This window comes from Streptomyces purpurogeneiscleroticus, assembly GCF_020024005.1.
Classification (GTDB): domain Bacteria; phylum Actinomycetota; class Actinomycetes; order Streptomycetales; family Streptomycetaceae; genus Streptomyces; species Streptomyces purpurogeneiscleroticus.
On the sequence record NZ_NHSG01000280.1, the window covers coordinates 1 to 25,900 of the forward strand.

Below are 25,900 nucleotides of genomic sequence, written 5' to 3' on the forward strand. Positions count from 1 at the left end.
CCCGGTGAGGGTGTGAGCGGGGGCGGCGCCGACGGCGGCCGCGCGGCGGGACCGCCGGTCAGACGAGGGCGGGCGCCGCGGCTTCGCGCGAAGCGAGCACGGGCAGCGGGAAGGAGCCCGGCGCGCGCTCCACGGAGACGTCCGCGACACAGCAGACCGTCTCGTGCTGACGCATGCTCACCCGCACCCGGCAGCGCCCCGAGGGGTCGGCGGGCAGCGCCTCGACCTCGACCCAGCAGGGGGCGTCCAGCTCGATGTACCGGTAGAACTCGGTGTGCATCGTCACCGGCACGACCGGCAGCGGGTCGGCCATGGCCTGGGTCGCCTGGCGGGCGGCCTCCAGGAGCAGCATGCCGGGCACATGGTCGACCGGGTGATCGAAGAGGACCGGGTGGCCGGTGTCGACACACAGCTGCCACCGGCCGGTCGCGGCGTCCGGGGAGAGAACGACGTCGTAGGGCGACACGCGGCCCACCCGCCGGGCGGGCAGGGGCATTTCGGGGAGCACGGCGTTGGCCATGGCGCGCTGCGCGTCACCGTAGGCGCCGCGCAGCCGCTGGTAGACGGCGGGGCTGTGCACGGTGAAGCGGGTGCGGGCCTCTCCCAGGCGGCGGCTGCCCTGGTACGCCTCGGCGTGCAGGACGATGGCCGACGCGCGGCTGCTGCGGCGGGTGACGGCGGTGCAGTGGACGACCAGCCGGACCGGTATCGCGGCGCCGGCCGCGTCCATGGCGGCGGCGTCCAGGCTGTAGGTGAAGTCGTCCCAGATCAGCTGGTGTCCCAGCGGCACTCCGTAGGCGGCGTGGGAGAGCAGGGGGAGGAGCTGGCGGACGGTCTCGGCGAACAGCAGCGGGTCGTAACCGCCGTTGCCGCTCAGGTAGAAGCTGTGAGCCTGGGGCCGGCGGGCGGTCACCTCATAGGTGTCCGGACCGGTCTTGCGCCATCCGGTGAGCAGCACCTCGTCCGGGTCGAGCTTGTGGACGAACTGCTGCGGAATGACCTCGTAGCGGGCAGTGGTGTCCGGGACGGTGGCAAATCGGGGCACGTCAGCATCCTTTCCCTCGTTGTGCGTTGGCCGCACAAGGCACTGGGCCGTGGCACGGCATAACATAGAGGGCATTCTTTTTTTTGTCGACCGCCGACCGCCCCACCAGCAGTCTGCTGTCGCCTACGCACCGTCCGTGACCAGCACCCCTGCCATCTCAAGACTTTCCGCGACCCACTTCAGGAAGGGAACATTCCGGTCGGTCGACGGGAAATTCGGGCTGAATGCGCCCGCCACCGCCCTCCGTCGCCCGCCGCCGGATCCGTCAGCCCACCGTCGCTGCGTGAGCGCCGCGCGCCGTCAGTTCGCCGCCGCCGCGGACGCGCGGATCCCCTGCATGACCGCGGCCCAGATGTGCGCGAGCGCCCCCACCTCGTCGGTCTCGGGGCGGGCGTGCAGGGTGACCGCGGTGCCGTTCAGCAGGTGCGCGGCGAGCTGCACCACGGTCTCCACCTCGATCGCGGCGGTCAGTTCGTTGCGCCGCCGCGCACACTCCAGCATGGCGCGCACGGCCGGCTCCCACGCCGCCTGCCACCCGCCCGCGGCGATGATCCGCTCCTCCTCCAGCCGCACGATCGCCCGGACGGCGGGACTGCGGGCCAGCAGCCGGGCCAGCTCGCAGGCCAGACCGGACATGGCCGCCAGCGGATCGCCACCGCACCCCTTCGCCTCGGCCACCACGGCGCCCGTCTCGGCGACCGCCGCCTCGGCCACCGCCTCGGCCAGGTCGCTCTTGGCCCGAAAATGGAAGGTCAGCGCGCCCATGGAGACCTCCGCCTCCTTGCACACGACCTGGAGCGAGGTGCCCGCGTACCCGTGGCGGGCGAACTCCCCGGCCGCCGCACGCGTCAGACGTCCACGAGTCACCACCGCGCGTTCCTGCTTCATCTGATGCCACCAATTCGACAAACCTCACCGGGAACCGCCGCTCGGCGGGCCGGGCCTGAAGGGGGATCGGGGGCTTTCGGACGGGGTGCCGCTGAGCACGCCGGCCGTCCGGCCGGCGCATGTCCTCACCGCAATCCCCGTGGAAAGAGACGTTAACCCGATGTACACACCAACGAGCACCCTGTGACGCGGCCTCGCGACGGCTTTGGCAGGTCACCGACTACCGGAGAGCAGTGCTCCGCCGGGCGCGGCGAACCGTCTCTTCAAAAACATAGAGGTTGTTCGCTATTCTTTTGGCACCGACACCCCTGCCCGCATGTTCGAAGGGAGCCGCCATGACCGAGCTTTACGGGAACGGCCCGGTACGGCCGGTGCCGCACCACCCGGCCGACGACCTGGCTCGGCACCTGTTCCAGGACCTCCCGCGCGCCGACCAGCGCCGGTGGGCCACCGCCTATCTCAGGGGTCTGTGCTCGACTCCGGGCAAGAAGTCCGTACGCAATATGGCCTGGACGGTGAGTACTTCGGACACCGCGTGGCAGTCCCTGCACCAGATCGTCAACGCGAGCACCTGGCGGTGGGAGCCGGTCCGCAGGCGCCTCGCCGACTGGTGCGCGCGGCAGCTCCCGCCGCGCGCCCTGATCCCGGCGCCCGTCCTGATCCCGAAGCGCGGACAGCACTCCGTCGGCGTCCACCGGCGCTTCGACCCCGCCAGCGGCCGGACCCTGGGCTGCCAGTGGGCGTTCGGGCTGTTCCTGGCCACCGAGTACGGCACCACGCCGCTCGACTGGCGGCTGCACCTGCCGGGCCGCTGGAGCGAGGACGCGCGGCTGCGCGCCCGCGTCTGCGTGCCCGAGTCCGAAGGCGCCCGCGCGCCGCACGACCTCACGCTGGATCTACTTGGCCTGCCCGTCGCTCACGAGGCGCCGGTCCTGGCCACCGCCGCCCACCACACCGGCGTACAGCCCCTGTTGACGGCGCTCACCGCGCGCGGTCACGGCTTCGCGCTGCGCGTCCCGGCCACCACGCCGGTCGCCATCGGCCTGCTGCGCCCGACCCGCCACGTGCGCGGCCCGCAGCCCACCGGGGCGCTCCCCGCCCGGCAGCTCCTGCAGCGCCTCGGGCGTGCCGCCACCACTCCGCTGGGCCCGGCCGAGGCTCAACTGCGCCTCGCGCCCGCGCTGGTACATGTACCTGGCAGCCCGCGCCCGCTGCAGCCCGTCGTCGGCTGGCCGGCCGGCGGCGGACCGCGCCACATCTGGCTCACCGACCTGCCCGCCGCGCGGCTCGCCGCCCTAGCCGACCTGCTGACCGTCCCCCTGGCCCCGGCCCCGGACACGCTGCTGGACCACGGTCTGCACGACTTCGAGGGCCGTTCCTACCCCGGCTGGCACCGCCACATGACACTGGTCTCCGCGGCCCACGCACACCACCTGCGCATGGCCGCCACCTGGCAACAGGCAGCCTGACAGCGCCCCACCCGCAGGGGCCGCCCGCCGCACATCCGCGGGCGGCTCGGAAACTGGACGGCTCAGCCCCCGCCGACGCCGGCAGCCGCCTTACCCGCCAGATGCTCCGCGTACCAGGGAGCCGACTCGGTGAGTCGGTGCAGCGGGCCCGGGCCGGTCGGTACGTTCGCCAGCCGCCAGATTTCCTCGCTGCGGTACCAGTGTTCCTGTGCCATCAGCTCGAACTGACGCTCACTCATGGCGCCCGGGTGCTCCCGCAGCCGGTCCACGCACCGCTGCCAGTCCCATGCCTCCTGCGGCACCTCGGGGATCACGCCGAGCTCCGCGAGCGTGTCCAGCAGGGCGCCGAGGCGCACCGGCTCGGGGTGCGCCGCGTGGTACACGCCGCTCGCCAACTCCGCTTCGCCGCACGCCAGTTCCGCGATGAGCCGTGCGAGGTCCTGCACGTCGACCAGCGACAGCCGCGCCTGCCCGCCGTCCCACCGCGCCGGGACCCGGTGCACCAGCTCGGCCAGCGCGGGCACGACCCAGCGGTCGCCGGTGCCGGTGATCAGGTACGGCCGCAGCACCACGGCCCCCGCGTCCAGCGCCGACCGCTCCCCCGCCAGCCGGGTACGGCTCGCGGCCGACACGGGGGCGGGTCCGATCTCGTCCACGGCGATCCCGCGATGCGGTCCCAGCCCGTACACCGCGGCGGTCGAGAGGTGGACGATCCGCCGCACCCCGGCCTGCCGCGCCTCCCGCATCAGTGCCTGCGTACCGACGATGTTCACCGCCCGGCACGCCTCCTCCTCGCCCGACACCCGGGAGGCCAGGTGCACGAGGACGTCGGCGCCCTCGGCCACGCCTCGCAGGGAGTCCGGGTCGGTGAGGTCCGCGCGCACCGAGTCCGGGCCGTCCGCACGGGAGAGCGCCCGTACGGTGATGTCCGCCCCGTGCGCCCGGAGCGCGGCCCGCACGGCGGAGCCGATGAAGCCGCTCGCCCCGCTCAGCAGTACCGTGCGCGGCGTCACGCCGTCGGCCCGGTGCGCTCGACGACCTCCCGCAGCTCCGCCAGCCTTTCCGGCTGGGCGATGCCCGGGAGGATGTACCGCCACATCCGGCTGATCCGCTCCGGCAGGTCGGCCCGGTCGGGGCCGGTGAGCAGGTTCGACATGACCTGGGACCCGGTGTACGCCGCGACGAGGAGCTGCGCGACCTCGCCGACCTCCACGTCGTCCTGCAGCTCGCCCTTGCCCCGGGCCGCTTCCAGCTCACCGCGGAAGAGGTCCGCCCACATGTCGTACGGGCTGAAGTCCCGCAGCCCGACCTGGCCCTGCTCGACGGCCAGCGTCACGCCGGCGCGGAAGAGCACGTTGCTCTGCATCTGGCGGGCCAGGAAGAACGTCAGCCCGATCAGCTGCGCCAGTCCGTCCGGCCGTTCCGGCAGCGACAGGTCGGCGGCCTGCTCGTTGATGACCGCGCGGGCGAGGTTCTCCTTGGACTTGAAGTGGAAGTACATCGCCCCCTGGGTCGTGCCGGCCCGCGTCATGATCTTGCTGATGCTCGAACCGGCAAGACCGTACTCATCGAACACCTGGGCGGCTGCACGCAAGATGACACCTCGCGTACGGATCGCCCGGTCCTGCCTCACTCGTGCCACGCGGTACTCCAGCCCACTTGAGCAAAGAAAACGACTGCCCTCTATGTTACCGCCCGTCCACTTGCCGGAAATCCCCCTGGGACGCTCCACACCACACCCGCACATTTGCCCGTGGACAGCCGCGCGGCCCGGCGCGCCCCCGTGGGAGTGCGCCGGGCCGCAGGAGCGTGCCGGGCCGAAAGGCCGTCGCATCAGGACACGGTGTCGTGCGCCAGGTCGATGTCGAAGCCGGTGCGGCCGCCGTCCTCCAGCCGCAGCGACGCGACCGCCGGCGCGTAACCGCTGGCGATGATCGTGTACTGACCGCCGTCGAGGTCGGTGAAGGCGTACGCGCCGTCCTCACCGGTGATGACGGAGAGCACCGTGTTGCCCGCCGGGTCCAGCAGGGTCACCCGGGCGTCGGCGAGCGGCTCGCCGTTGGGCGTCCGAACGGTGCCGCAGACCCGGGCGCACGGTGCGAGCCGCGCCTCGTACCAATTGGCCTCTCCGGAGCCCACCTCGGCCTGGAGCGCCGCGGGGCGGTGGCCCGCCGCGCTGACGGCCAGCGTGTAGCTGCCGGGCACCAGGTCACCGAAGACGAAGTCGCCGTCCTCGCCGGCCACGGCCGAGGCCACCACGTCACCGCGCAGGTCCGTGGCCACGACCAGCGCGCCCGGCACCGGGACCGCGCCCCGGCTGTCGCGCACCTGTCCCCGCAGCCCGGCCGCGCCCTTGAGCGCCAGGTCGTACGGGACCACCTCGTCGCCCACCACCACGGTCGCCGCCTGCGGCTGCCGGGTACCGGAGGACGCGATGAGCACGTACGTCCCGGCCCCCGGTGCGGCGAGGGCGTAGCTGCCGTCCCGCGCGGTGCGGGCGTGGCCGAGCTGCCGGCCGCCGATGTCGATCAGGGTCACCGCGGCGCCCGCCAGCGGGAGGCCCTGGCCGTCACGCACCTGCCCACTGATGCCGGGGCCCGCGACGGGCTCGGCACGGTCCGCGAGGTCCGTACCGGTATCCGCGCTCTCCGTACCGGGTGCGGCGGCCGGCGCGTCCTTCACCATGTCCACCGGTGCGGCGGCGGGGGCGTCGGCCTCCGCGGTACCGGCCGTCGCGGCCTCCTCCTCGGAGGCGCGCGCCTGAAGGCCGGAGACCTGCCGCAGCGGCACCTCCTTGACGAAGAGCACCAGCACGAACGCCACCGCGATGATGATCGCGCCCAGCAGGAACACGCCGTGCATCGAGTCGGTGAAGCCGCGCTGGAAGGGCTCGGCCAGCCGCGGGTCGAGCTGCTGGATGAACGAGGAGTCGCTCAGTACCGAGGAGGAACCGCCGGCGTCCGGGTGCTGGAGCATGTCGAGCACCGGCTTGCTGGCCGGGTCGTGCAGCACCGCCGGGTCGTGCAGGGCGGCCTGGAACCGGTCGGTGTCGGCCGCCGCCCTGAACGCCGAGCCGATCTTGTCCCCGACAGTGCTGAACAGCAGCGACAGGAAGATCGCCGTACCGGCCGTGGCGCCCATCTGGCGGAAGAAGGTGGACGACGCGGTCGCCACACCCATGTCGCCCGGCGGCACCGCGTTCTGCACCGCCAGCACCAGCGTCTGCATGCAGGAGCCCAGACCCAGGCCGAAGACGACCATGTAGACCATGGTCTGCCACAGCGGGGTGTCCCACTGGACCCGGAAGTGGAAGAGCAGCAGCGCCGCCACCATCAGGGCCGTGCCGATGATCGGGAAGATCTTGTACTTGCCGGTCTTCGAGGTGATCTGGCCCGTGACGATGGAGGCGATCATCATGCCCGCCATCAGCGGCAGCATCTCCAGGCCCGACCTGGTGGGGCTGGATCCCTTCACGATCTGGAGGTACTGCGGGATCATCATCATCCCGCCGAACATGCCCATGCCGATGAACACGGACAGCAGGCTGGTCTTGCTGAAGGTGCCGTTGCGGAAGAGCCGCATCGGAATGAGCGCGTCGTCGCCGATCCGCCGCTCGACGAAGATCCAGGCGATGATGCCCAGCACACCGATGACGTAACAGGCGACGGACGTGGCCGAGCCCCAGCCCCACTCGCGGCCCTGTTCGGCGACGAGCAGCAGCGGGACCACGCCGATGGCGATGGTGAGCGCGCCCCACCAGTCGATCCGCCGGTCGCGGCGGGTGTGCGGGATGTTCAGGACCTTGGCGACCACGAACAGCGCGATGATGCCGACCGGCACGTTGACCAGGAAGACCCAGCGCCAGCCGGTGATCCCCAGGATGGTGGCCTGGCCGGCGAGCGCGCCGCCGATGAGCGGGCCCGCGACGCTGGAGGTGGCGAACGTACCGAGCATGTAGCCCTGGTACCGGGCGCGCTCGCGGGGCGGCACGATGTCACCGATGATCGCCAGGGCCAGCGACATCAGGCCGCCGGCGCCGAGGCCCTGGACCGCCCGGAAGACGGCCAGTTCGGTCATCGAGGTGGAGAAGGTGCACAGCACCGAGCCCACGACGAAGATGCTGATCGCCGCCAGGTAGTACGGCTTGCGGCCGTGCAGGTCGGACAGCTTGCCGTAGAGCGGCGTGGCGATCGTCGAGGTGATCAGGTAGGCGGTGGTCGCCCACGCCTGCTGGCTGAGGCCGTGCAGGTCGTCCGCGATGGTCCGGATGGAGGTGCTGACGATGGTCTGGTCGAGCGCCGCCAGGAACATGCCCAGCATCAGTCCGCTGAGGATGGTCAGGATCTGCCGGTGACTGAGGGCCCCCGTCCCGGCTGTCGGCGCCGTCCCGGCTATCCCGGGGGTCTTCGTGGTACTCACGCTGGTGTGTCTTTCTGCTTCACGGCGGTGTCCCGGCTTTCCGGGGGAGGGTGCGGGAGGCGGGCGTGCCGGGCCTCTTCCAGGTCGTCGTTGAGCCGGCCCAGCAGGCGGACCAGGTGCTCCCGGTCCTCCTCGGGCCAGCGCTCCAGGAGGGCGGCCAGCTTGCTGTCGCGCTGGCCCCGGTACACCTCGAAGGCCGCGTGCCCGGCGTCGGTGGCGCGCAGCAGCGTCCCCCTGCGGTCCTCCGGATCCGGATAGCGCTCGACCAGCCCCCGGTCGACCAGTGAGCGCACCTGGCGGCTCACGGTCGAGAGGTCGAGGAAGGCGTCGGCGGCCAGGTCGGTGGCGCGCCGGTCCCCGTGGTTCACGAGCTTGGCGAGCAGTACCCGGTCCGCGGCCCCGCCGTCCGTCTTGGCGCTCCGCCGCCACGTGGTGATCAGCCGTCCGAACCGTACGATCTGCGTACCCAGCTCGGCGGCCGCCTCGTTCAGCCTCACGTCTGCATTGCCCTGTTCCTTGGTTTGGCCATTAGTTGCTTGTGGCTACCAATAGAGTGTCCGGGATAGCGCTCGCCTTGAGCAAGTCGATTCGGGGCCACCAGGACACAGGTGGGGAAACCTTTACCGTGACGGTTCGTCAGACGGGATCGTGCCGCACGGGCGCGAGAAGCCCGGCGCATCAAGAGGGGGCGGGGCCGGGAGCGTGCCCGGAGCCGGACTTGAACCGGCACGGCCCGAAGGCCAGCGAGGTTTAAGCTCGCCGTGTCTGCATTCCACCATCCGGGCCCGAAACCCCCCACGCCGTCACGAAGACGGCACCACGAGCCTAGCCCGCAGCGCCACTCGAACAGCGGCGGGTGGGCCCGAGGTTGTCTTATTTTATTGGCAACTGAGGGTGCATCAGCACGTGGTACTGGCCTTCGGCACATGCCCAGGGCCGAACCGCCCCGCTCACGCCCCACCGGCGCCGCTGCCGCCGGATTGACGGAAACTCGATGCCTTTTCCGCGCCGCACCGCGGGCTCCCGCCGTTCCCGCCGCCGCGTCAGCGCCTCAGGGTCGCCCTCATCCCCAAGGAGGACCCGGGGCCTCCCGGGTCCGACCGCAGACCCCCTGAGAGACCGGAGCAGGGACTGACGTCCCGCGCCATCCGCTCCCGGACGATGGAATCCGACCGTTCACACGGCCCCTACATCCGACAGGAGCACCATCCCGTGACCACCCTCCACTCCGGCGTTCCCACCGCCACCCGCGCCACCGCGGCGGCCGCACGCGCCACGGATCTCACCAAGGTCTACGGACAGGGCGAGACCCAGGTGGTCGCCCTGGACAGCGTCAGCGTCGATTTCCGGCAGGCCGAGTTCACCGCAATCATGGGCCCCTCCGGCTCCGGCAAGTCCACGCTGATGCACTGCATGGCGGGGCTGGACACGGTCTCCCGCGGCTCGGCCCGGATCGGTGACACCGAGCTGACCGGCCTGAAGGACAAGAAGCTCACCCAGCTGCGGCGCGACAAGATCGGCTTCATCTTCCAGGCGTTCAATCTGCTGCCGACGCTCAGCGCGCTGGAGAACATCACCCTGCCGATGGACATCGCGGGCCGTAAGCCCGACAAGCAGTGGGTGGACCGGGTCGTGGAGACGGTCGGCCTCGCCGGGCGGCTCAAGCACCGCCCCAGCGAGCTCTCCGGCGGCCAGCAGCAGCGCGTCGCGGTGGCCCGCGCGCTGGCCTCCAAGCCCGAGATCATCTTCGCGGACGAGCCCACCGGCAACCTCGACTCCCGCTCCGGCGCCGAGGTACTGGGCTTCCTGCGGAACTCCGTGCGCGAGCTCGGCCAGACCGTGGTGATGGTCACTCACGACCCGGTGGCCGCGGCCTACGCGGACCGCGTCGTCTTCCTGGCCGACGGCCGGATCGTCGACGACATGGCAGCGCCGACCGCCGACAAGGTCCTGGAGCGCATGCTGCGTATTTCTGGGGGTTCCCCCCAGACCCCCGACTTCGACGCGAAGGGCCGTACGAGCTGACCCGCCGTCCCGGGCCCCTCCCCCACCGCACCCTTCACCGTCAGGACTGACCCACTCATGTTCCGTACCGCCGTGCGCAACGTCCTCGCGCACAAGGCCCGGTTGCTGATGACCGTGCTCGCCGTCATGCTCGGCGTCGCTTTCGTGTCCGGCACCCTGGTCTTCACCAACACCATCTCCCAGGCCCAGCAGAGCAGCTCCGCCAAGGGCTTCGACCATGTCGACGTCGCCGTCGAGCCCGAGTCGCAGCCCGACCGCGGCGACCGGCTCGCGCCGCCGCCCCAGCTGTCCGAGGCCCTGCTGAAGAAGGCCGCGCAGGTGCCCGGCGCCGACTCCGCGATCGGCTCCGTACAGGGCTTCACCGCGCTCGCCGGCAAGGACGGCAAGCTCGCCGGCACCGGCTTCTCCACCCAGGGCGGCAACTACTGGGGCAGCCACGACCCCCGCCACCCGATCAAGACCGGGCGTGCCCCGCACGGCCCGCACGAGGTCGCGATCGACGCGAAGACCGCCGAGCGGACCGGCTACAAGGTCGGCGACACCGTCCGCGTCTCCGTCGACGGCCCGGTGCTGACCCCGAAGATCAGCGGCATCTTCACCACCGACGACGGCACCGTCGCGGCCGGCGGCTCGCTCACCCTCTTCGACACCCCCACCGCCCAGCGGCTCTTCCACAAGGAAGGCGCGTACGACCGGATCGACGTCGAGGCCGCGTCCGGCGTCTCGCAGCACGCGCTGCAGACGCAGCTCGACGACGTGCTGCCGAAGGACCGGACGTCCACGACCACCGCGCGGCAGCTCGCCGACGACCAGGCCGAGACGGTCGCCTCGTCGATGGACAGCTTCCGGACCACGCTGCTGATGTTCGCCGGCATCGCGCTCTTCGTCGGCATCTTCCTCATCGCCAACACCTTCACGATGCTGGTCGCCCAGCGCACCAAGGAGCTGGCCCTGCTGCGCGCCGTCGGCGCGTCCCGCAGGCAGGTCACCCGCTCGGTGCTCTTCGAGGCGTTCGTCGTGGGCGCCATCGCCGCCGTGGCCGGCCTGGCCGTCGGCATCGGCATCGGCGCCGGGCTGCGGGCCGCCATGGGCGCGACGGGCGTGACCCTGCCCGACGGTCCGCTGGTGGTCTCGCCCGGTACCGTCGCCGCCTCCCTGGCCGTCGGCATCCTGGTCACCATGCTCGCCGCCTGGCTGCCGGGCCGCCGGGCCGCCAAGATCCCGCCGGTGGCCGCGATGAACAGCGTGCACGCCACCGCCACGACCAAGTCCCTGGTGCTGCGGAACACCCTGGGCGCCCTGCTCACCGCCGCGGGGATCGCGGTCGTCCTGTACGCCACGAGCGTGCAGGACATGGAATCCGGGCAGCTCCCGATGGGGCTGGGCGCCGTGCTGCTGGTGATCGGCATCTTCGTGCTCACGCCGCTGCTGTCCCGCCCGCTGATCGCGGCCGCGGGCCCGCTGCTGCGCGCCTTCGGGGTCTCCGGCAAGCTCGCCCGGCTGAACGCGGTCCGCAATCCGCGCCGCACCGCCGCCACCTCCGCCGCCCTGATGATCGGCCTCACCCTGATCACCGGCATGACCGTGATCGCGGGCAGCTCGCAGCAGGCGGTCGACAAGATGGCCACCTCCGCGCTGAAGGCGGACTACGTGGTCTCCATGGCGAACGGCAGCTCCCTCTCCCCGGAGGTCGGGAAGAAGCTCGACAAGGCCGACGGCGTCACCGCGGTCAGCGGCATGCGCAACGCCCCCGCCCGGATCGCGAGCTCGACCGAGTACCTGACCGGCGTCAACGGGCGCACCATCGGCGACCTCACCGACCTCCCCCTGAAGAACGGCGCCTTCACCGTGGGCGGCAAGGACGTCGTGGTCGACGCCGACACCGCCGAGGACAAGGGCTGGAAGGCGGGCTCCGCCTTCACGGTGGCGTACGAGGACGGCAGCAAGGAGCGGCTCACCGTCGCGGGCATCTACGAGGGCAACGAGCTGATCCGCGGCATCCTGCTGGACAACGCCACCCTCACCCCGCACATCGGCGACCCGTCCGACATGCAGGTCATGGTGAAGACCGCGGGCGGCACCTCGGACGCCGCCCAGAGCCGGCTGATCAAGGCGCTCGGCGACAACCCGGCCATCCAGGTCCAGGACAAGCAGGACATCTCCGAGGGCATCGCCAAGTCGGTCACGCTGATGCTGAACATGCTCTACGGGCTGCTCGCCATGGCCGTGATCGTCGCGGTGCTCGGCGTGGTCAACACCCTCGCGATGTCGGTGTTCGAACGCTCCCAGGAGATCGGCATGCTGCGCGCGATCGGCCTGGACCGGCGCGGCATCAAGCGGATGGTCCGCCTGGAGTCCCTGGTGATCTCGCTGTTCGGCGGGGTGCTGGGCATCGGCCTCGGTGTCTTCTTCGGCTGGGCCGGCGGCAGGCTCATCTCGGGCAGCCTCGACACGTACGAGATGGTACTGCCCTGGGGCCGGCTGGGGCTCTTCCTGGCGCTCGCCGCGCTGGTCGGCGTACTGGCCGCGCTCTGGCCCGCACGCCGCGCCGCCCGGCTGAACATGCTGGCCGCGATCAAGGCGGAGTGAGCCCGCGCGCCCGAGTACGCGAGAGCCCCGGTCCTTCCCCCGGACCGGGGCTCTCGTCGTGTGCACGGCCGGCCGCTCAGCCGCGCCACTCCCGGGCCCGCAGCGGCATACCGGACGCCCCGCCCTCCGGCGTACGGACCGCGAGGACCTGGTTCACGCCGATGCGGTTGCGCTCGAAGGAGAGCGCCGAGGCCGCCATGTACAGCCGCCAGACGCGCGCCCGGCCCGGCGTCGTCAGGCGGATGGCGCGGTCCCAGTGGCGCTCCAGGTTGGCCACCCACTGGCGCAGCGTCAGCGCGTAGTGCTCCCGGATGGCCTCCACGTCGCGCACCTCGAAGCCGGCGTCCTCCAGAGCCCCGACGGTCCGCCCGATCGGCGCCAGCTCCCCGTCGGGGAAGACGTAGCGGTCTATGAACTCGTCGACGCGGTAGCTGTCCTCGTCGGCCATCGGACGCCGCGCGATCTGGTGGTTGAGCAGCCGGCCGCCCGGCTTGAGCAGGTGGTGCAGATCGGCGGCGTACTCGGCGTACCGGTCGCGGCCGACGTGCTCGGCCATGCCGATGGAGGAGATCGCGTCGTACGGGCCGTCCTTGACCAGGCGGTAGTCCTGGACGCGGATCTCGATGCGGTCGGCGAGCCCGGCGTCGGCCACGCGCTTGCGGGCGTACGCGGCCTGCTCCTCGGAGAGCGTGACGCCGACCGCGCGCACGCCGTAGTGCTCGGCGGCGTGCAGCACCATCGAGCCCCAGCCGCAGCCCACGTCCAGCAGCCGCTCGCCCTCCTTGAGGTTCAGCTTGCGGCAGATGAGGTCGAGCTTGTCGCGCTGGGCCTCTTCCAAAGTCGCCTCGGGGCTCTCCCAGTACGCGCAGGAGTAGACCATGGAGGGGCCGAGGACCAGCTCGTAGAAGTCGTTGCCGACGTCGTAGTGGTGGCTGATGGCCTGCTTGTCGCGGCGCAGGGTGTGCAGCGGGCCGTGGGACTTCGGGGCCTCTTCGGCGGGCGGGCGGGGCGGCAGGGGCACGCCGGCGAGCGAGACGAGTTCGCGGGCAGCGCTGCGGATCTCGGGGCGGGCCAGGGCGCGCAGCACGGCGGCGCGCTGCGGCTTGCCCTCGTCCTCCGGGCCGCGCTCCCAGATCATTTCGGCGAGACCGTCCAGGGCGGCGTAGAGGTCTCCGTCGACATCGAGGTCGCCGGCCACCCAGGCGCGTGCCAGGCCCAGTTCGCCGGGCTTGAAGAGCAGGTGGCGCAGCGCGCGACGGCTGCGGAAGACGAGGGCCGGGGCTCCTGGGGGACCGGACTCGCTGTGGTCCCAGGCCCGGATGCGCACCGGGAGCGGGGCACCCAGTACCTCCTCCGCGAGCTTGGTGAGCCGTCCAGCGGCGTCGGCCATGTCGCACACCTCCGTTATCGACGAGTCGGGGCGAGATAGTTTCACCCACCACGTAAAACGCCTGGCGGGGCCCGGGTAGTCCCGTTCGTTCGTAAGGGAACAGCAAAGCCCGTTACCGGCGTCCTTGTGAATACGCCGAAGGAGCGGCTCTCGGAAGCCTCCGGTGACCCGTATACGGACACGCCGAAGGGCGCCTGCCCCACGGATGGCAGGCGCCCTTCGGCGTGTGTACTGCGTGGCTTCCGACGCGTGGCCAGGAAGCCGGTGTTCAGGAAGCCTTGGCTGCCGTCTTGTCCTCGGCGGCGGCCGGCTTCGGCGCGGGCTTGGCGGCCTCGTAGAACTCCTCGCGGGGGTTCTCCATCGCGCCGAGCGAGACGACCTCGCGCTTGAGGAACATGCCGAGCGTCCAGTCGGCGAAGACCCGGATCTTGCGGTTGAAGGTCGGCATCGCCATGCCGTGGTACGCGCGGTGCATGTACCAGGCCAGCCGGCCCTTCAGCTTGATCTTGGTCTTGCCCAGGACGATCATCGCGACGCCCTTGTGCAGACCGAGGCCCGCGACCGCGCCCTTGTTGGCGTGGCTGTACTCCTTCTGCGGGAAGCCCCGCATGCCGGAGACCACGTTGTCGCCGAGGATCTTCGCCTGGCGCAGCGCGTGCTGAGCGTTCGGCGGGCACCAGGCGTTCTCGTTACCGGCCTTGCGGCCGACGAGGTCCGGAACCTGGGCGTTGTCGCCCGCGGCCCAGATGTAGTCGGTGCCCTGCACCTGGAGGGTGGCGGCGGTGTCGACGTGGCCGCGCGGGCCCAGCGGCAGACCGAAGCGGGACAGCGCCGGGTTCGGCTTGACGCCCGCGGTCCACACGATGGTGCTGGCGTCGACCTCGAGGCCGTTGTTCAGGACCACGTGGCCGTCGACGCAGGAGTCCATGCCGGTCTTGAGGTAGACCTCGACGCCGCGGCCCTCGAGGTGCTCCTTGCCGTAGGCGCCGAGCTTCGGGCCGACCTCGGGAAGGATCTTGTCGGCGACGTCGACCAGGAGGAAGCGCATGTCCTCGCGCTTCACGTTCGTGTAGTACTTCGCGGCGTCGCGGGCCATGTCCTCGACCTCGCCGACGGTCTCCGCGCCGGCGAAGCCGCCACCGACGAAGACGAAGGTCAGCGCCTTGCGGCGGACCTCCTCGTCCGTCGTGGAGTCGGCCTTGTCGAGCTGCTCGAGGACGTGGTTGCGCAGGCCGATGGCCTCCTCGACGCCCTTCATGCCGATGCCGTTCTCGGCCAGGCCGGGGATCGGGAAGGTGCGCGAGACCGCGCCCATGGCGATGACCAGGTAGTCGAAGGGCAGCTCGTACGCCTCGCCGACGAGCGGCGCGACGGTGGCGACCTTGCGGTCCTGGTCGATGGTCGTGACGCGGCCGGTGAGGACCTCCGCCTTGGGAAGCACACGTCGCAGCGGAACCACGACGTGGCGCGGAGAAATGCTGCCGGCCGCAGCTTCGGGGAGGAAGGGCTGGTACGTCATGTACGAGCGCGGGTCGACGACCGTGACGGTCGCCTCGCCGTACCGCATCTTCTTGAGGATGCGGCGTGCCGCGTACAGGCCTACGTACCCACCGCCTACAACGAGGATCCTGGGACGCTCCGTGGTGCTCATGTCATCGAGTATCCACCCCCACTTGGGGGGTCGCTCGTGAGGGCCTTCACAAGCACGGAAGAGGGGTCTGCTACACTCCGCGCCTTCGTGATCGACGCCATAGTGCCACTGGGGAACCACAATCTACGGCCGAGCGTTGCGCACCCCTTCTCATCAGCGGTTGCTCGCCTCTGTGAGGCTGGACCACTGGCCGCATAAGCGCTTCTTTAACAGCGTCGAAAGCGCACATTCCCGGGGCGGGCCGCCCAGGTGAGCCCCGAACGGCGCCCCGGCGGAGAGTTTGTTCGCCCAAGGGGCCCTTTTTTCATGTGAAGAGTTTCACGAACTTTTTCGGCGACACGTTGCGAAGGGGCCCCGGAACGCGTCATTCGCACGCTCCGAGGCCCCTTCCGGGCACCTCTCAAAGGCCGTCAGCGGCCCTCTCAGGCAAGGCTCCAGCCGATCCCGTCGGGCAGTGCCTACGAAGCTCTAATCGAGCTCGTCTGCCACTTTCCAGGCGATCCCGTCCAAGATGTCGTGCTCCGAGACGACGACCTCCTGAGCGCCCGTACGCTCCATGATCGAAAGCAGTACGAGGGCGCCCGCGGCGATCACGTCCACCCGGCCCGGATGCATCACCGGGATCGCCGCGCGCTCGGCGTGCGTGGAGGTGAGCAGCCGGTCGGTGATCTCGCGGACCTTGGCCAGCGGAATCCGCGCGTGGTGGATCGCGGCCGAGTCGTACTCCTCCAGGCGCAGCGCGATCCCGGCGAGCGTCGTCACCGACCCCGCGAGGCCGACCAGCGTGTGCGCCTCGCCCAGCGGCACGGTCTCCGCGGCCTCGTCCAGCGCGGCCGCGACGTCCGCCTTTATGGCGGCGATCTGCTCGGCCGTCGGCGGGTCGGTGACCTCACCGTCGTGGACGAGGTGCCGCTCGGTCATCCGCACACAGCCGACGTCGACGGAGCGGGCGGCCCGCACGGACTCCGCGCCGAGCACGAACTCCGTCGACCCGCCGCCGATGTCGACAACGAGGTACGGCTTCTCGAGGTCGTCGCGCCCGGTCAGCTCCTTCGTCGCCCCGGTGAAGGAGAACTCCGCCTCCTGGTCACCGGTGATCACCTCGGGCTCGACGCCCAGGATGTCCACCACGCCGCGCACGAAGTCGTCGCGGTTCTCCGCGTCGCGCGAGGCCGAGGTCGCCACGAAGCGCAGCTTCTCGGCGCCCAGCTCCTCGATCACCGTGGCGTACTCGCGGCAGGCCGCGAAGGTCCGCTCCAGCGCCTCCGGCGCCAGCCGACCGGTACGGTCCACGCCCTGGCCGAGCCGGACGATCTTCATCCGGCGGTCCAGGTCCTTCAGCTCGCCCGTCTCCGGGTCGGCGTCCGCCACGAGCAGGCGGATGGAGTTCGTACCGCAGTCGATGGCCGCGACCCGTGTCACTGGGCGTCCCCCTCGTCCTCACCGGCGCCGCACGGGCTCACGCACGGCCCCTTCTTCCACCACTCCGGCAGCATCGCGATCGCCTCGTCGCCCAGCGGATTGACGCCGGGACCGGCCGCCAGCGAGTGGCCGACGAGCACGTGCAGGCACTTCACCCGGTCCGGCATCCCGCCGGCACTCGGGAAGCCCTGCAGCACCTCGATGGCGTCCCGGCGGCGGATGTAGTCCTCGTGCGCCGCGCGGTAGGCGGCGGCCAGCTCGGGATCGGTGGCCAGCCGGTCGGTCATCTCCTTCATCACGCCGTTCGCCTCCAGCGTGCCGATCGCGGAGGCCGCGCGCGGGCACGTGAGGTAGTACAGCGTGGGGAAGGGCGTGCCGTCCTCCAGGCGCGGGGCCGTCTCGACCACGTCGGGGTTGCCACAGGGGCAGCGGTGCGCGATGGCGCGCAGACCGCGCGGCGGGCGGCCCAGCTGCTCCCGGAACGCCGCGACGTCCGCGTCGGTGGGCTCGGTGGGCTCGGTCTGGGGAGGCGGCGTGTCCATGCAGGCTTCTCTTGTCGTCAGGGTTGAACGGTCGGCCGCCCCATCATCCCCCGGCGGCCCTGTGGCGCGCGTCGGCGGAGTCCAGGCCGGACCAGATGGCTTCGTACCAGGGGCGCTGCACGGCAGTCCGGCCGGCCCGCGGCCGGCTCGCGCCCGTGCCGTCCACGACGGTGTAGCCGGTCTCGCCCGGCATCACGTAGTGCAGATGGCGGCGGGCCTGCTGGCGTACGTAGGCGGGGTCCTGCCAGCGCGCCTTCTCCTGGCGCAGCCGCTGCACCGCCTCCCGGGCCGTCTCGGCCTCCCGGCGCTGCTCGGCGATGTCCGAGCGCTGGGAGACGTACGCCCTTATCGGATACGCGAGGGCCACGACCAGCGAGCACAGCACGAGCACGAGCAGCGCGGCGCGCCCTGTGAGCCGGCTGCGGCGGAACACGGTGGCCTCCCCTGGGGTGCTCTGTACGCGACGGCGTACGTACGTCCCCGGCAACGGTACGGGACCGCTGCCGGGGACGTACGGAGGTGGGGACCATCAGCCCCCGTAGGCCGGAACTCAGCCCTTGAAACGCGGGAACGCCGAGCGGCCCGCGTACACCGCCGCGTCGTCGAGGATCTCCTCGATGCGCAGCAGCTGGTTGTACTTGGCGACGCGCTCGGAGCGGGCCGGGGCGCCGGTCTTGATCTGGCCGCAGTTGGTGGCGACGGCCAGGTCGGCGATGGTGACGTCCTCGGTCTCGCCCGAGCGGTGCGACATCATGCACTTGAAGCCGTTGCGCTGGGCCAGCTCGACGGCGTCCAGGGTCTCGGTCAGCGAACCGATCTGGTTGACCTTGACCAGGAGGGCGTTGGCGGAGTTCTCCTCGATGCCGCGGGCCAGGCGCTCGGGATTGGTGACGAACAGGTCGTCGCCCACGAGCTGCACCTTGCTGCCGAGCTTCTCGGTGATGACGTTCCAGCCGGCCCAGTCGTCCTCGAAGAGCGGGTCCTCGATGGAGACGAGCGGGTACGAGGCGACGAGCTCCTCGTAGTACTCGGTCATCTCGGCGGCCGAGCGCTCCTTGCCCTCGAACTGGTACTTGCCGTCCTTGTAGAACTCGGAGGCGGCGACGTCCAGCGCGAGCGCGATGTCCTGGCCGGGGGCGTAACCGGCTTCCTTGATGGCTTCGAGGATGAGGTCGAGGGCCTCACGGTTCGAGCCGAGGTTCGGGGCGAAGCCGCCCTCGTCGCCCAGGCCGGTGGCCAGGCCCTTGCTCTTCAGGACCTTCTTGAGGGTGTGGTAGACCTCGGCGCCCCAGCGCAGCGCCTCGGAGAAGGACTCCGCGCCGATCGGGGCGATCATGAACTCCTGGATGTCCACGTTGGAGTCGGCGTGCGAGCCGCCGTTCAGGATGTTCATCATCGGCACGGGCAGGACGTGCGCGTTCGGGCCACCGAGGTAGCGGAACAGCGGCAGGTCGCTGGCCTCGGACGCGGCGTGCGCGACGGCCAGGGAGACGCCCAGGATCGCGTTGGCGCCCAGGGAGCCCTTGTTGTCGGTGGCGTCCAGGTCGAACATCGCCTGGTCGATGAGGCGCTGCTCGGTGGCGTCGTAGCCGACCAGCTCGGGGCCGATCTGCTCGATGACGGCCAGCACGGCCTTCTCGACGCCCTTGCCGAGGTAACGGTTCGGGTCGCCGTCACGCAGCTCGATGGCCTCGAAGGCGCCGGTGGAGGCGCCCGACGGCACGGCCGCGCGGCCGGTGCTGCCGTCGTCGAGGCCGACCTCGACCTCGACCGTGGGGTTGCCTCGCGAGTCGAGGATCTCGCGAGCTACGACGACGTCGATCGACGGCACGTTGTCTCCTTCATGGGTGTCATCTGGAGTTCTGCAGCACGAGCCTAACGGCCCGGGGACCCTCCGCCTCCCCCTAGCCCCGTCTGTGAGACGAAAAAGGACCCAAAGGCCCGCAATACGGGAGGTAACGTCCAGGTTTTGCAGCGGACGTACGGGACGAATCGGTCCGTACGCATCTGAGCGGAGGGGTGCCCGGATGGCTACTGGGGTGGCCATCCGGGAACGGGAAAGCCCCGCCTGGCGCGCTCGGGGGTTCGCGCCTGGCGGGGCAGTCTCACGGGGCGGCTCTCACGCCGACCTGCGGGTCACTCAGACGCTGAGCTTCTGGCCCGGGAAGATCAGGTCGGGGTTGCCGCCGACCGTCGACTTGTTGGCCTCGTAGACCGTCTTCCAGTTCTTGCCGTGCGCCTTGGCGATCTTGCCGAGGGTGTCGCCGGACTTCACGGTGTAGTTGCCGTGGCCGGTCACCGGCTTCGGGTCGGCCTGGGGCTGCACGGGCTGCGGCTTCGCGGCCTGCTGCTGCGGCGCGGCCTGCTGCTTCGGGGCCTGCTGCTTCGGGGCCTGCTGCTGGGCCTGGCCGGAGCCACCGGTGTTCACCTGCGCGGACGGGCCACCGGCGGTCAGGCCGCCGGCACCGGCGCAGCCCCAGGCACCCGGGCCCTGCATGGCGAGCAGCTTCTCGGCGGTGGCGATCTGCTGGTCCTTGGTGGCCAGGTCGGCACGCGGCGCGTACTTGGTACCGCCCGCGGCGGCCCAGGAGGAGTTCGAGAACTGCAGGCCACCGTAGTAGCCGTTACCGGTGTTGATCGACCAGTTGCCGCCGGACTCGCACTGGGCGACCTTGTCCCAGGTGGCGACCGAGGCGGCGTTGGCGGAACCGGCGGTCATCAGCGGGACGGCCACGGCGGCGCCGGCGACACCGGCGAGCGTGACGACGCGGACGGCCTTCGAGGGGCGGCGGTGCTTGCCCTTGAGCATGTTGTTCTTCCTCACCGACGCCTGCGAGGTGAGCTGTCGGGTTCGGGCTGTGAGTGGCCCGGCCGGATGCGCTGTCCGCACACCCGGCTTCACCCCAAGCCGGCCGCTGCGTTTCCGCGGCGGTACGGCACTTACCTTGGGTCCCCCGCTCCTGCCTACGGCGCTTGCGCGACGGTTGTCCGACCGATCACCGGCAGGATTCGGCGAATGATCGGCGGGCTCGCTTGGTGCGAGCGGTGAAGAACGTAAACACACACCCCTCGGCGGTTCAAACCACCTTTTCGTAGGACAGTTTGCGGTTTTCGATCACCACCGGCACCCGTTTACGCAGGTCGAACACGGTATGGAAAAGAACGGACAGGCCGGGCGGAACACCTCGGGACGAGACCCATGTCTCACTTTCCCCAAATGGGGGCAACCATCGCGCACTTAGGGCGTGCGGCCCTCGGTCACTGCCCGAGGTCGAGTCGCTGACCAGGCTTAATAAGGTCCGGATCAGCTCCGATGACACCCTCGTTGGCGTCGTACAGGCCGGTCCACCCCTCGGCGAGCCCGTACTCCGCCGCGATCGCGGAGAGGTTGTCGCCCGGCCGCACCGTGTACACGCCGTCGCCCTCCCCGGTACCGCGGTGAGCGTCACCGCCGCGCGAGGCGTGCCGCCCCTCGGGGCGCCCGTCCTTGCCGTCGCCCTTGCCGTCGTCGGCACCGCCACGGTGCCGGCCGGTACCGGGCGCGGAGGTGCCGCCGTCGGACGGCGCGGGCGACTCGGTGGCGCCCTCGGAGGGCTGCGCGGAACCCGAGGGCTCCGTCGGGGAGTCCGAGGGATCGGCGGTGGGCTGCTCGGAAGAGTCTCCGGAGGGACTTTCGGCAGAGTCTCCGGAGGGACTTTCGGCAGGGTCTTCCGTGGCGCCTTCCGTGGCGCCTTCGGAGGGCTGCGCCTCACCGGAGTCGGCGTCGCCGGACGGCGTGGCCGACGGCTCGTCGGTGACCCCGTCCAGGATGCCGCCCGTCTCGCCGTCCGTCGCGCCGTCGGACGGCTGGGTGGGCTCCGGTGCGGGCGTCTGCGTGCTGCCCGGGTCCACGTCGGGTATCAGCCCGTCCAGGTCGAGGCCGGCGTTCACCGAGCAGCTCGGCCAGGCGTCCGGGCCGCGGTCGTTCAGGATCGACTCGGCGACCGCGATCTGCTGGGAGCGGCTGGCCAGGTCGGGGCGCTCGGCGTAGGACTCGCCGCCGTAGTCCTTCCACATCTCCAGGGTCAGCTGCAGCCCGCCGTAGAAGCCGTTGCCGGAGTTGGCGCTCCAGATGCCGCCGCTCTCGCACAGCGCGACACGGTCCCAGGTGGCGGTGTCGGCGGCCTGGGCGCCGCCCGCGGTCAGCAGCGGCAGGGCCAGCCCGGCACCCGTGACGGAGGCCGCCACCAGAAGGGCGGGGGCCTGACGGGGTCGGCGGTGTCTACCGTTGCCGGAGCGCATGCGAGTACCTTTCGAGCGGCGGCTTGAGTTGTCGCAGGCAAGGTAGCGGGGGCCCGCTCCGGTCTCAACCCGGTGTAGCGGAGATCACGCGAAGATCACGCTGCTGACGCCGGGTCAGTTCTGCTCGGCCGCGGCATCCTTGGCTCATTCCGGTACGTACGCGAATGCCCTTTCTGACGGGCCGTCGGGGACCGGCGCGCGCGCTGCCCGAGACATTCCGCTATGCGCCTTTTGGCGCGCCGGGCACCACGGTGTCCGGCGCTCCGGACGGCGTCTCCCGCGCGCTCTCCGGCGTGAATCCCACCGGCAGCGCCCGCAGCCCGCGCATGATGAGGCCGCCGCGCCACCGCAGGTCATCGGGGTCGGCGGCGAGCCGGAGGTCGGGCAGCCGGGTCAGCAGGGTCGCCAGCGCCGTACGGCCTTCGAGGCGGGCGAGCGGTGCGCCCAGGCAGTAGTGGATGCCGTGCCCGTACCCGAGGTGCTGGTTGTCGCGGCGCCCGAGGTCCAGGGTGTCCGGCCCGTCGAACCGCTCCGGGTCCCGGTCGGCGGCCGCCAGTACCACCAGTACCGGGTCGCCCGCGGCGATCCGCTGCCCGCCGATCGTCAGCTCCTGCGTCGCGAACCGCCAGGTCGCCAGCTCCACCGGCCCGTCGTAGCGCAGCAGTTCCTCGATGCCGGTCGCGAGCAGCTCCTCGTCGCCCGCGGCCAGCGCGGCCTGCAGCCGCGCCCGCTGCTCCGGGTTGCGCAGCAGCGCATAGGTGCCATTACCGATGAGATTTACGGTGGTTTCGAACCCTGCGAACAAGAGGATGAAGGCCATCGCCGCGGCCTCGTTCTCGGTGAGGTGCTCGCCGTGGTCAGAGGCCCGGATAAGGGCCGAGATCAGATCCTCGTCCTCGGTCTCGTCCGCCGCCAGCGACTCGCGCTTGCGGTGGATCAGATCGGCCAGATAGGCGCGCATCTTCTTCACGGACCGGGCGACCCCGCCGCGCGGTCCTCCCCCGTGCCGGATCATCATCCCGGCCCAGTCCCGGAAGTCGTCCTGGTCCTCGCGGGGCACGCCCAGCAGGTCGCAGATCGCGTAGATGGGGAGCGGGAAGGCGAACTCGTGGATGAGGTCGGCCTCGCCGCGCTCGGCGAAGCCGTCGATCAGCTGGTCGGTCAGCTCCTGTACGCGCGGCGCGAAGCGCGCCACCGTACGCGGCGTGAACGCCTTGGAGACGAGGCGGCGCAGCCGGGTGTGGTCCGGCGGGTCGATGTTGAGCAGGTGCGTCATCAGGTTGGCGCTGCGTTCGCCGGGGATGCCGACCTTGCCCTTGCCGTGCGCGGCCTCGCTGTGGTGCTGCGGATTCTTGGAGAGCCGGTGGTCGGCCAGCGCCTCGCGCGCGTCCGCGTACCGGGTGACCAGCCACGCCTCGACCCCGCTGGGCAGCTCCGTACGCCGCACCGGTTCGTGCTCCCGCAGCCAGGCGTACGCGGGATACGGGTCCGCGGCGAACTCCCAGGTGAAGAGTTCGGGGCAGGCGGGAACGGGGGCGGTGGGGGTCTGCTCGTGCACGTTCCGACCGTAGCCGGTCGGGCGACGGCCCCGCGCTCCGCCTGGACCGCCCGCTCCGCGCTCCGCCTAGACCGCCCGCTCCGCCGCCACGATCGCGTCCCGGTACGTACGCGCCGCGGCCCGCAACGCCGTCTCCGGGTCGGTGCCCTCCGCCTGGGCCCGTACGGCCAGCGCCAGCAGCTCGTACCCGATGCCCTCGCCCGCGACCGGCACGTCGAGGCCGGCCGTACGGGCCCGGGAGGCCAGCTTCGCGGCCAGCGCCAGGGCCGGCTGCCCCAGCGGTACACCCTCCGTCACGGACTCGCGCTGCTTCTCCACGGCCTTGGTCCGCAGCCAGTGCGCCCTGACGTCCTCCGGGGTCGCGGCCTCCTCGTCACCGAAGACGTGCGGGTGCCGGTGGATCAGCTTGTCGACGATGATGCCCGCGACATCATCGATGGAGAACGGCTCGTCCGGGTCGTCCTGCGCGATCCGGGAGTGGAAGACCACCTGAAGGAGCACATCGCCCAGCTCCTCGGCGAGCGCCTCCCGGTCCCCCTCCTCGATCGCCTCGACCAGCTCGTACGCCTCCTCCAGGCCGTACTTCGCCAGGTCCTCGTGGGTGCGGATGCCGCTCCACGGGCAGGCGACGCGGATCTGGTCCATGACCTGTACGAGGTCCAGCAGCCGGGCGCCCGGCAGATCGTACGAACCGGGCAGCAGCTCCAGGTCGGGCATCGCCTCGCGGCCCGACCCGGCGAGCCGGGCCAGCCCGTCGGTCAGCGCGCTCTCGCCGTCGGCGGAGGTCAGTACGACCGCGGTACGGCCGCCGGTCACGCAGTGGTCGACCAGTTCGCGGGCGGTGGGCTCCGCGATCTCGACCGCGATGCCCGCCTCGGCGAGGTACGGCAGCTGCGGGTGGTCCGGGTCGGTGCACAGCACACGGTCGGCGCCGCGCAGCGTCTGCCATGCGGGCCAGGACAGCAGGCCGGGCGCGACCCGGTGGCTGGTGGTGAGCAGGACCAGGCGGCCGGTGTCGGAAGCGTTCACCCGTCGAACGTAACGCACGGGGACGGACGACCGGGCGGCAGGCCACTCCGGGTGACGGGCGGCGGGCCACTTCGGGTGACGGGCGGCGGGGCCACCGCGTGAGACGGGCGGCAGGCCGGGCGCGTGCCCTGTCGGGCGCGTGCTCTGCCTGCCGCCCCTGCGTCACACCTGCTGCTTCTGCTCCGTCCGCACCCACGGGGTCTTCGCCTCGCCGAGCATGACCTGGCGGTCGTCCCACTTGCCGAAGCGCGGGTTCACATCGATACCGAGATCGCGCGAGGTCTTCGCCAGCGCCTGGGCCAGCTTCTGCTGCCCCTGCGGCGACTGGCGGTTCACGCCCAGCTTCTTCGCGATCCCGTCCATCAGGATCTGGTTGCGCACCACGCCGTCGATCTCGCTCGGCGCGATGGCCTGCTGCAGCCACATCGCCTTCAGCCGGTCGGCGCCACCGGCCCGCCGCTCGGCGGTGGACCGCCACTTCTGCACCTCGGAACGGCTGGCCTCGACGCCGGCGTCCTTCGCGCTGCGCGCCAGTACCCGGTCGAAGATCATGCTGTTGAGCGTGGCCAGGCTGAGCCGGCCGGTGTTCTCGATGAGCTGCGCGCCCTGCGGGGCGCCTTCCTGGGCGGTACGGACGTTCTTCACCCGCGCCTGGAGCTGCGCCACGGTGATCCGCTCGCCTCCCACGACGGCCGCGGCACCTGGGTGCGCGTCACTGCCGCAGGCGGACAGGAGCGGGGCCGCCACGATCGCGGCGGCGGAAACGGAGAGCGCAGTCCTACGGCGGAGCATTCGGCCTCCCGGCGAAGATCATGAACGACAGCGGGGGCCTTCCACAGCACCTCGCGGGCGTATCAGTCCTGGCGTTGATCGATGGTATGGAGTCCGCGCGGCGCGGACCAGCAATTCGACCAACGATTGCGGCACTTTTGTGTTTCGTACCCGGGTGGCGTCGGGGGCGGCGGCTCCGGAGCGGCAGGCGGCGGCCTTGCGGCCGCTCAGCGGACGTGAGCCGTTCAGCGGACGCGCGCCAGCCACTCCAGCGTCCGGCGCACCTCCGCGGGGAAGGCGTGATGCGCGCCGTGCACCCGCTCCGCGTCGTACAGCAGCCTGGCCAGCGTCTCCTGCGCCGCACCGCGCTCGCCGAGCGCAAGCAGCAAGTGGCCGATGGAACGCCGTATCTCCAGCGGCCGTACCGGGTCGTCGGACGCCGCCTCGAAGTGCGGCAGCAGCGTGCGGTACTCCTCCAGCGCCGCCGCGGCCTCGCCCAGCTGCTCCAGGCACTGCGCCGCCTCGAAACGGAACTGCAGCGCCTGGCGGGCCTCCCGCGGACCCGACCCACGCGCGAACTCCTCGGCCAGCAGCCGCAGTTCGGGCAGCGCACGCCGGTACTGCCCGTCGTCCATGAGCGTCGCCGCGTACTGCTTGCGCAGCGTACGCACGACCGGCGAGTGCTCGCCGTGCCGCGCGGCGGCGGCCGGCAGGATGCCGCCCAGGATGTCGACGGCCTGCGTGATCCGCCCATGGTCCAGCAACCGCTTGACCTCCTCCACCGCAGCCGCGACGTCCAGCCCTAAGGGGGTGGAAGCGGG

20 protein-coding genes, 1 tRNA gene, 1 pseudogene and 1 riboswitch are annotated in these 25,900 nt (G+C 71.3%); of the genes and pseudogenes, 3 read left to right on the plus strand and 19 right to left on the minus strand.

The window, feature by feature from the left end:
- Window positions 1-58 precede the first annotated feature (58 nt).
- Entirely contained in the window at window positions 59-1,045 is a 987-nt protein-coding gene (locus CCS38_RS17970; RefSeq protein WP_223734306.1) for a ScbA/BarX family gamma-butyrolactone biosynthesis protein, read from the minus strand.
- A 300-nt stretch (window positions 1,046-1,345) separates the two neighbouring features.
- A complete protein-coding gene (locus tag CCS38_RS17975; protein ID WP_223734307.1) occupies window positions 1,346-1,912 on the minus strand; it encodes a TetR family transcriptional regulator in 567 nt (188 codons plus the stop codon).
- Between the two features lie 356 nt (window positions 1,913-2,268).
- Here CCS38_RS17975 and CCS38_RS17980 point away from each other — a divergent pair, with 356 nt between their 5' ends.
- On the plus strand, window positions 2,269-3,402 hold the full coding sequence (locus tag CCS38_RS17980) for an IS701 family transposase (protein ID WP_223734308.1): 1,134 nt from the start codon (window positions 2,269-2,271) through the stop codon (window positions 3,400-3,402).
- Window positions 3,403-3,464: 62 nt separating this feature from the next.
- On the opposite strand, the gene CCS38_RS17985 is transcribed toward CCS38_RS17980, so the two are convergent.
- From CCS38_RS17985 to CCS38_RS18005, 5 genes are all read right to left on the minus strand, one after another.
- Window positions 3,465-4,415: an NAD-dependent epimerase/dehydratase family protein gene (locus CCS38_RS17985; RefSeq protein ID WP_223734309.1), complete on the minus strand. Its 951-nt coding sequence runs from the start codon at window positions 4,413-4,415 to the stop codon at window positions 3,465-3,467.
- Window positions 4,412-5,044, minus strand: coding sequence for a ScbR family autoregulator-binding transcription factor (locus tag CCS38_RS17990; RefSeq protein ID WP_223734310.1), 633 nt, complete (start codon window positions 5,042-5,044; stop codon window positions 4,412-4,414). Before CCS38_RS17990 ends, CCS38_RS17985 begins: the two co-directional genes overlap by 4 nt.
- Window positions 5,045-5,235: 191 nt before the next feature.
- The gene (locus tag CCS38_RS17995; RefSeq protein WP_308050827.1) at window positions 5,236-7,821 is read right to left on the minus strand and encodes an MFS transporter; all 2,586 of its coding nucleotides are present in this window, start codon (window positions 7,819-7,821) and stop codon (window positions 5,236-5,238) included.
- Complete coding sequence (locus tag CCS38_RS18000) at window positions 7,818-8,318, minus strand: MarR family winged helix-turn-helix transcriptional regulator (protein WP_223734311.1); 501 nt, start codon at window positions 8,316-8,318, stop codon at window positions 7,818-7,820. Before CCS38_RS18000 ends, CCS38_RS17995 begins: the two co-directional genes overlap by 4 nt.
- Before the next feature lie 206 nt (window positions 8,319-8,524).
- Window positions 8,525-8,606, minus strand: a tRNA-Leu gene (locus tag CCS38_RS18005).
- 427 nt (window positions 8,607-9,033) lie between these two features.
- Here CCS38_RS18005 and CCS38_RS18010 point away from each other — a divergent pair.
- Both CCS38_RS18010 and CCS38_RS18015 read left to right on the plus strand, forming a co-directional pair.
- A complete protein-coding gene (locus CCS38_RS18010) occupies window positions 9,034-9,846 on the plus strand; it encodes an ABC transporter ATP-binding protein (protein WP_223734312.1) in 813 nt (270 codons plus the stop codon).
- A 57-nt stretch (window positions 9,847-9,903) separates the two neighbouring features.
- Window positions 9,904-12,435 carry an ABC transporter permease gene (locus tag CCS38_RS18015; protein WP_223734313.1) on the plus strand — a complete coding sequence of 844 codons (2,532 nt, stop codon included), beginning with the start codon at window positions 9,904-9,906 and terminating at the stop codon, window positions 12,433-12,435.
- Between the two features lie 76 nt (window positions 12,436-12,511).
- On the opposite strand, the gene CCS38_RS18020 is transcribed toward CCS38_RS18015, so the two are convergent.
- The 12 genes and pseudogenes from CCS38_RS18020 to CCS38_RS18075 form a co-directional block, all read right to left on the minus strand.
- On the minus strand, window positions 12,512-13,825 hold the full coding sequence (locus tag CCS38_RS18020) for an SAM-dependent methyltransferase (RefSeq protein WP_223734314.1): 1,314 nt from the start codon (window positions 13,823-13,825) through the stop codon (window positions 12,512-12,514).
- A gap of 268 nt (window positions 13,826-14,093) precedes the next feature.
- Window positions 14,094-15,476: an NAD(P)/FAD-dependent oxidoreductase gene (locus tag CCS38_RS18025; protein ID WP_223734315.1), complete on the minus strand. Its 1,383-nt coding sequence runs from the start codon at window positions 15,474-15,476 to the stop codon at window positions 14,094-14,096.
- Window positions 15,477-15,944: 468 nt separating this feature from the next.
- Entirely contained in the window at window positions 15,945-16,898 is a 954-nt protein-coding gene (locus CCS38_RS18030; protein ID WP_223734316.1) for a Ppx/GppA phosphatase family protein, read from the minus strand.
- A complete protein-coding gene (locus CCS38_RS18035) occupies window positions 16,895-17,440 on the minus strand; it encodes a DUF501 domain-containing protein (protein WP_223734317.1) in 546 nt (181 codons plus the stop codon). The genes CCS38_RS18030 and CCS38_RS18035 overlap by 4 nt, the downstream gene beginning before the upstream one ends.
- Before the next feature lie 43 nt (window positions 17,441-17,483).
- A complete protein-coding gene (locus tag CCS38_RS18040) occupies window positions 17,484-17,873 on the minus strand; it encodes an FtsB family cell division protein (RefSeq protein ID WP_308050828.1) in 390 nt (129 codons plus the stop codon).
- 117 nt (window positions 17,874-17,990) lie between these two features.
- Window positions 17,991-19,271, minus strand: a complete 1,281-nt coding sequence (gene eno / locus CCS38_RS18045) for a phosphopyruvate hydratase (protein WP_223734318.1) — start codon at window positions 19,269-19,271, stop codon at window positions 17,991-17,993.
- Between the two features lie 309 nt (window positions 19,272-19,580).
- The gene (locus CCS38_RS18050) at window positions 19,581-20,249 is read right to left on the minus strand and encodes a LysM peptidoglycan-binding domain-containing protein (RefSeq protein WP_223734319.1); all 669 of its coding nucleotides are present in this window, start codon (window positions 20,247-20,249) and stop codon (window positions 19,581-19,583) included.
- A gap of 3 nt (window positions 20,250-20,252) precedes the next feature.
- A riboswitch (cyclic di-AMP (ydaO/yuaA leader) is annotated at window positions 20,253-20,422 on the minus strand.
- Between the two features lie 276 nt (window positions 20,423-20,698).
- Window positions 20,699-21,667, minus strand: a complete 969-nt coding sequence (locus tag CCS38_RS18055) for a transglycosylase family protein (RefSeq protein ID WP_308050829.1) — start codon at window positions 21,665-21,667, stop codon at window positions 20,699-20,701.
- A gap of 274 nt (window positions 21,668-21,941) precedes the next feature.
- The gene (locus CCS38_RS18060; RefSeq protein ID WP_223734321.1) at window positions 21,942-23,279 is read right to left on the minus strand and encodes a cytochrome P450 family protein; all 1,338 of its coding nucleotides are present in this window, start codon (window positions 23,277-23,279) and stop codon (window positions 21,942-21,944) included.
- 66 nt (window positions 23,280-23,345) lie between these two features.
- Window positions 23,346-24,308, minus strand: a complete 963-nt coding sequence (locus CCS38_RS18065; RefSeq protein ID WP_223734322.1) for a nucleoside triphosphate pyrophosphohydrolase — start codon at window positions 24,306-24,308, stop codon at window positions 23,346-23,348.
- A gap of 162 nt (window positions 24,309-24,470) precedes the next feature.
- Window positions 24,471-25,100: a SurA N-terminal domain-containing protein gene (locus tag CCS38_RS18070; RefSeq protein WP_223734323.1), complete on the minus strand. Its 630-nt coding sequence runs from the start codon at window positions 25,098-25,100 to the stop codon at window positions 24,471-24,473.
- Between the two features lie 224 nt (window positions 25,101-25,324).
- Window positions 25,325-25,900 (minus strand): annotated as a pseudogene (locus CCS38_RS18075) (serine/threonine protein kinase); the annotation flags it as partial.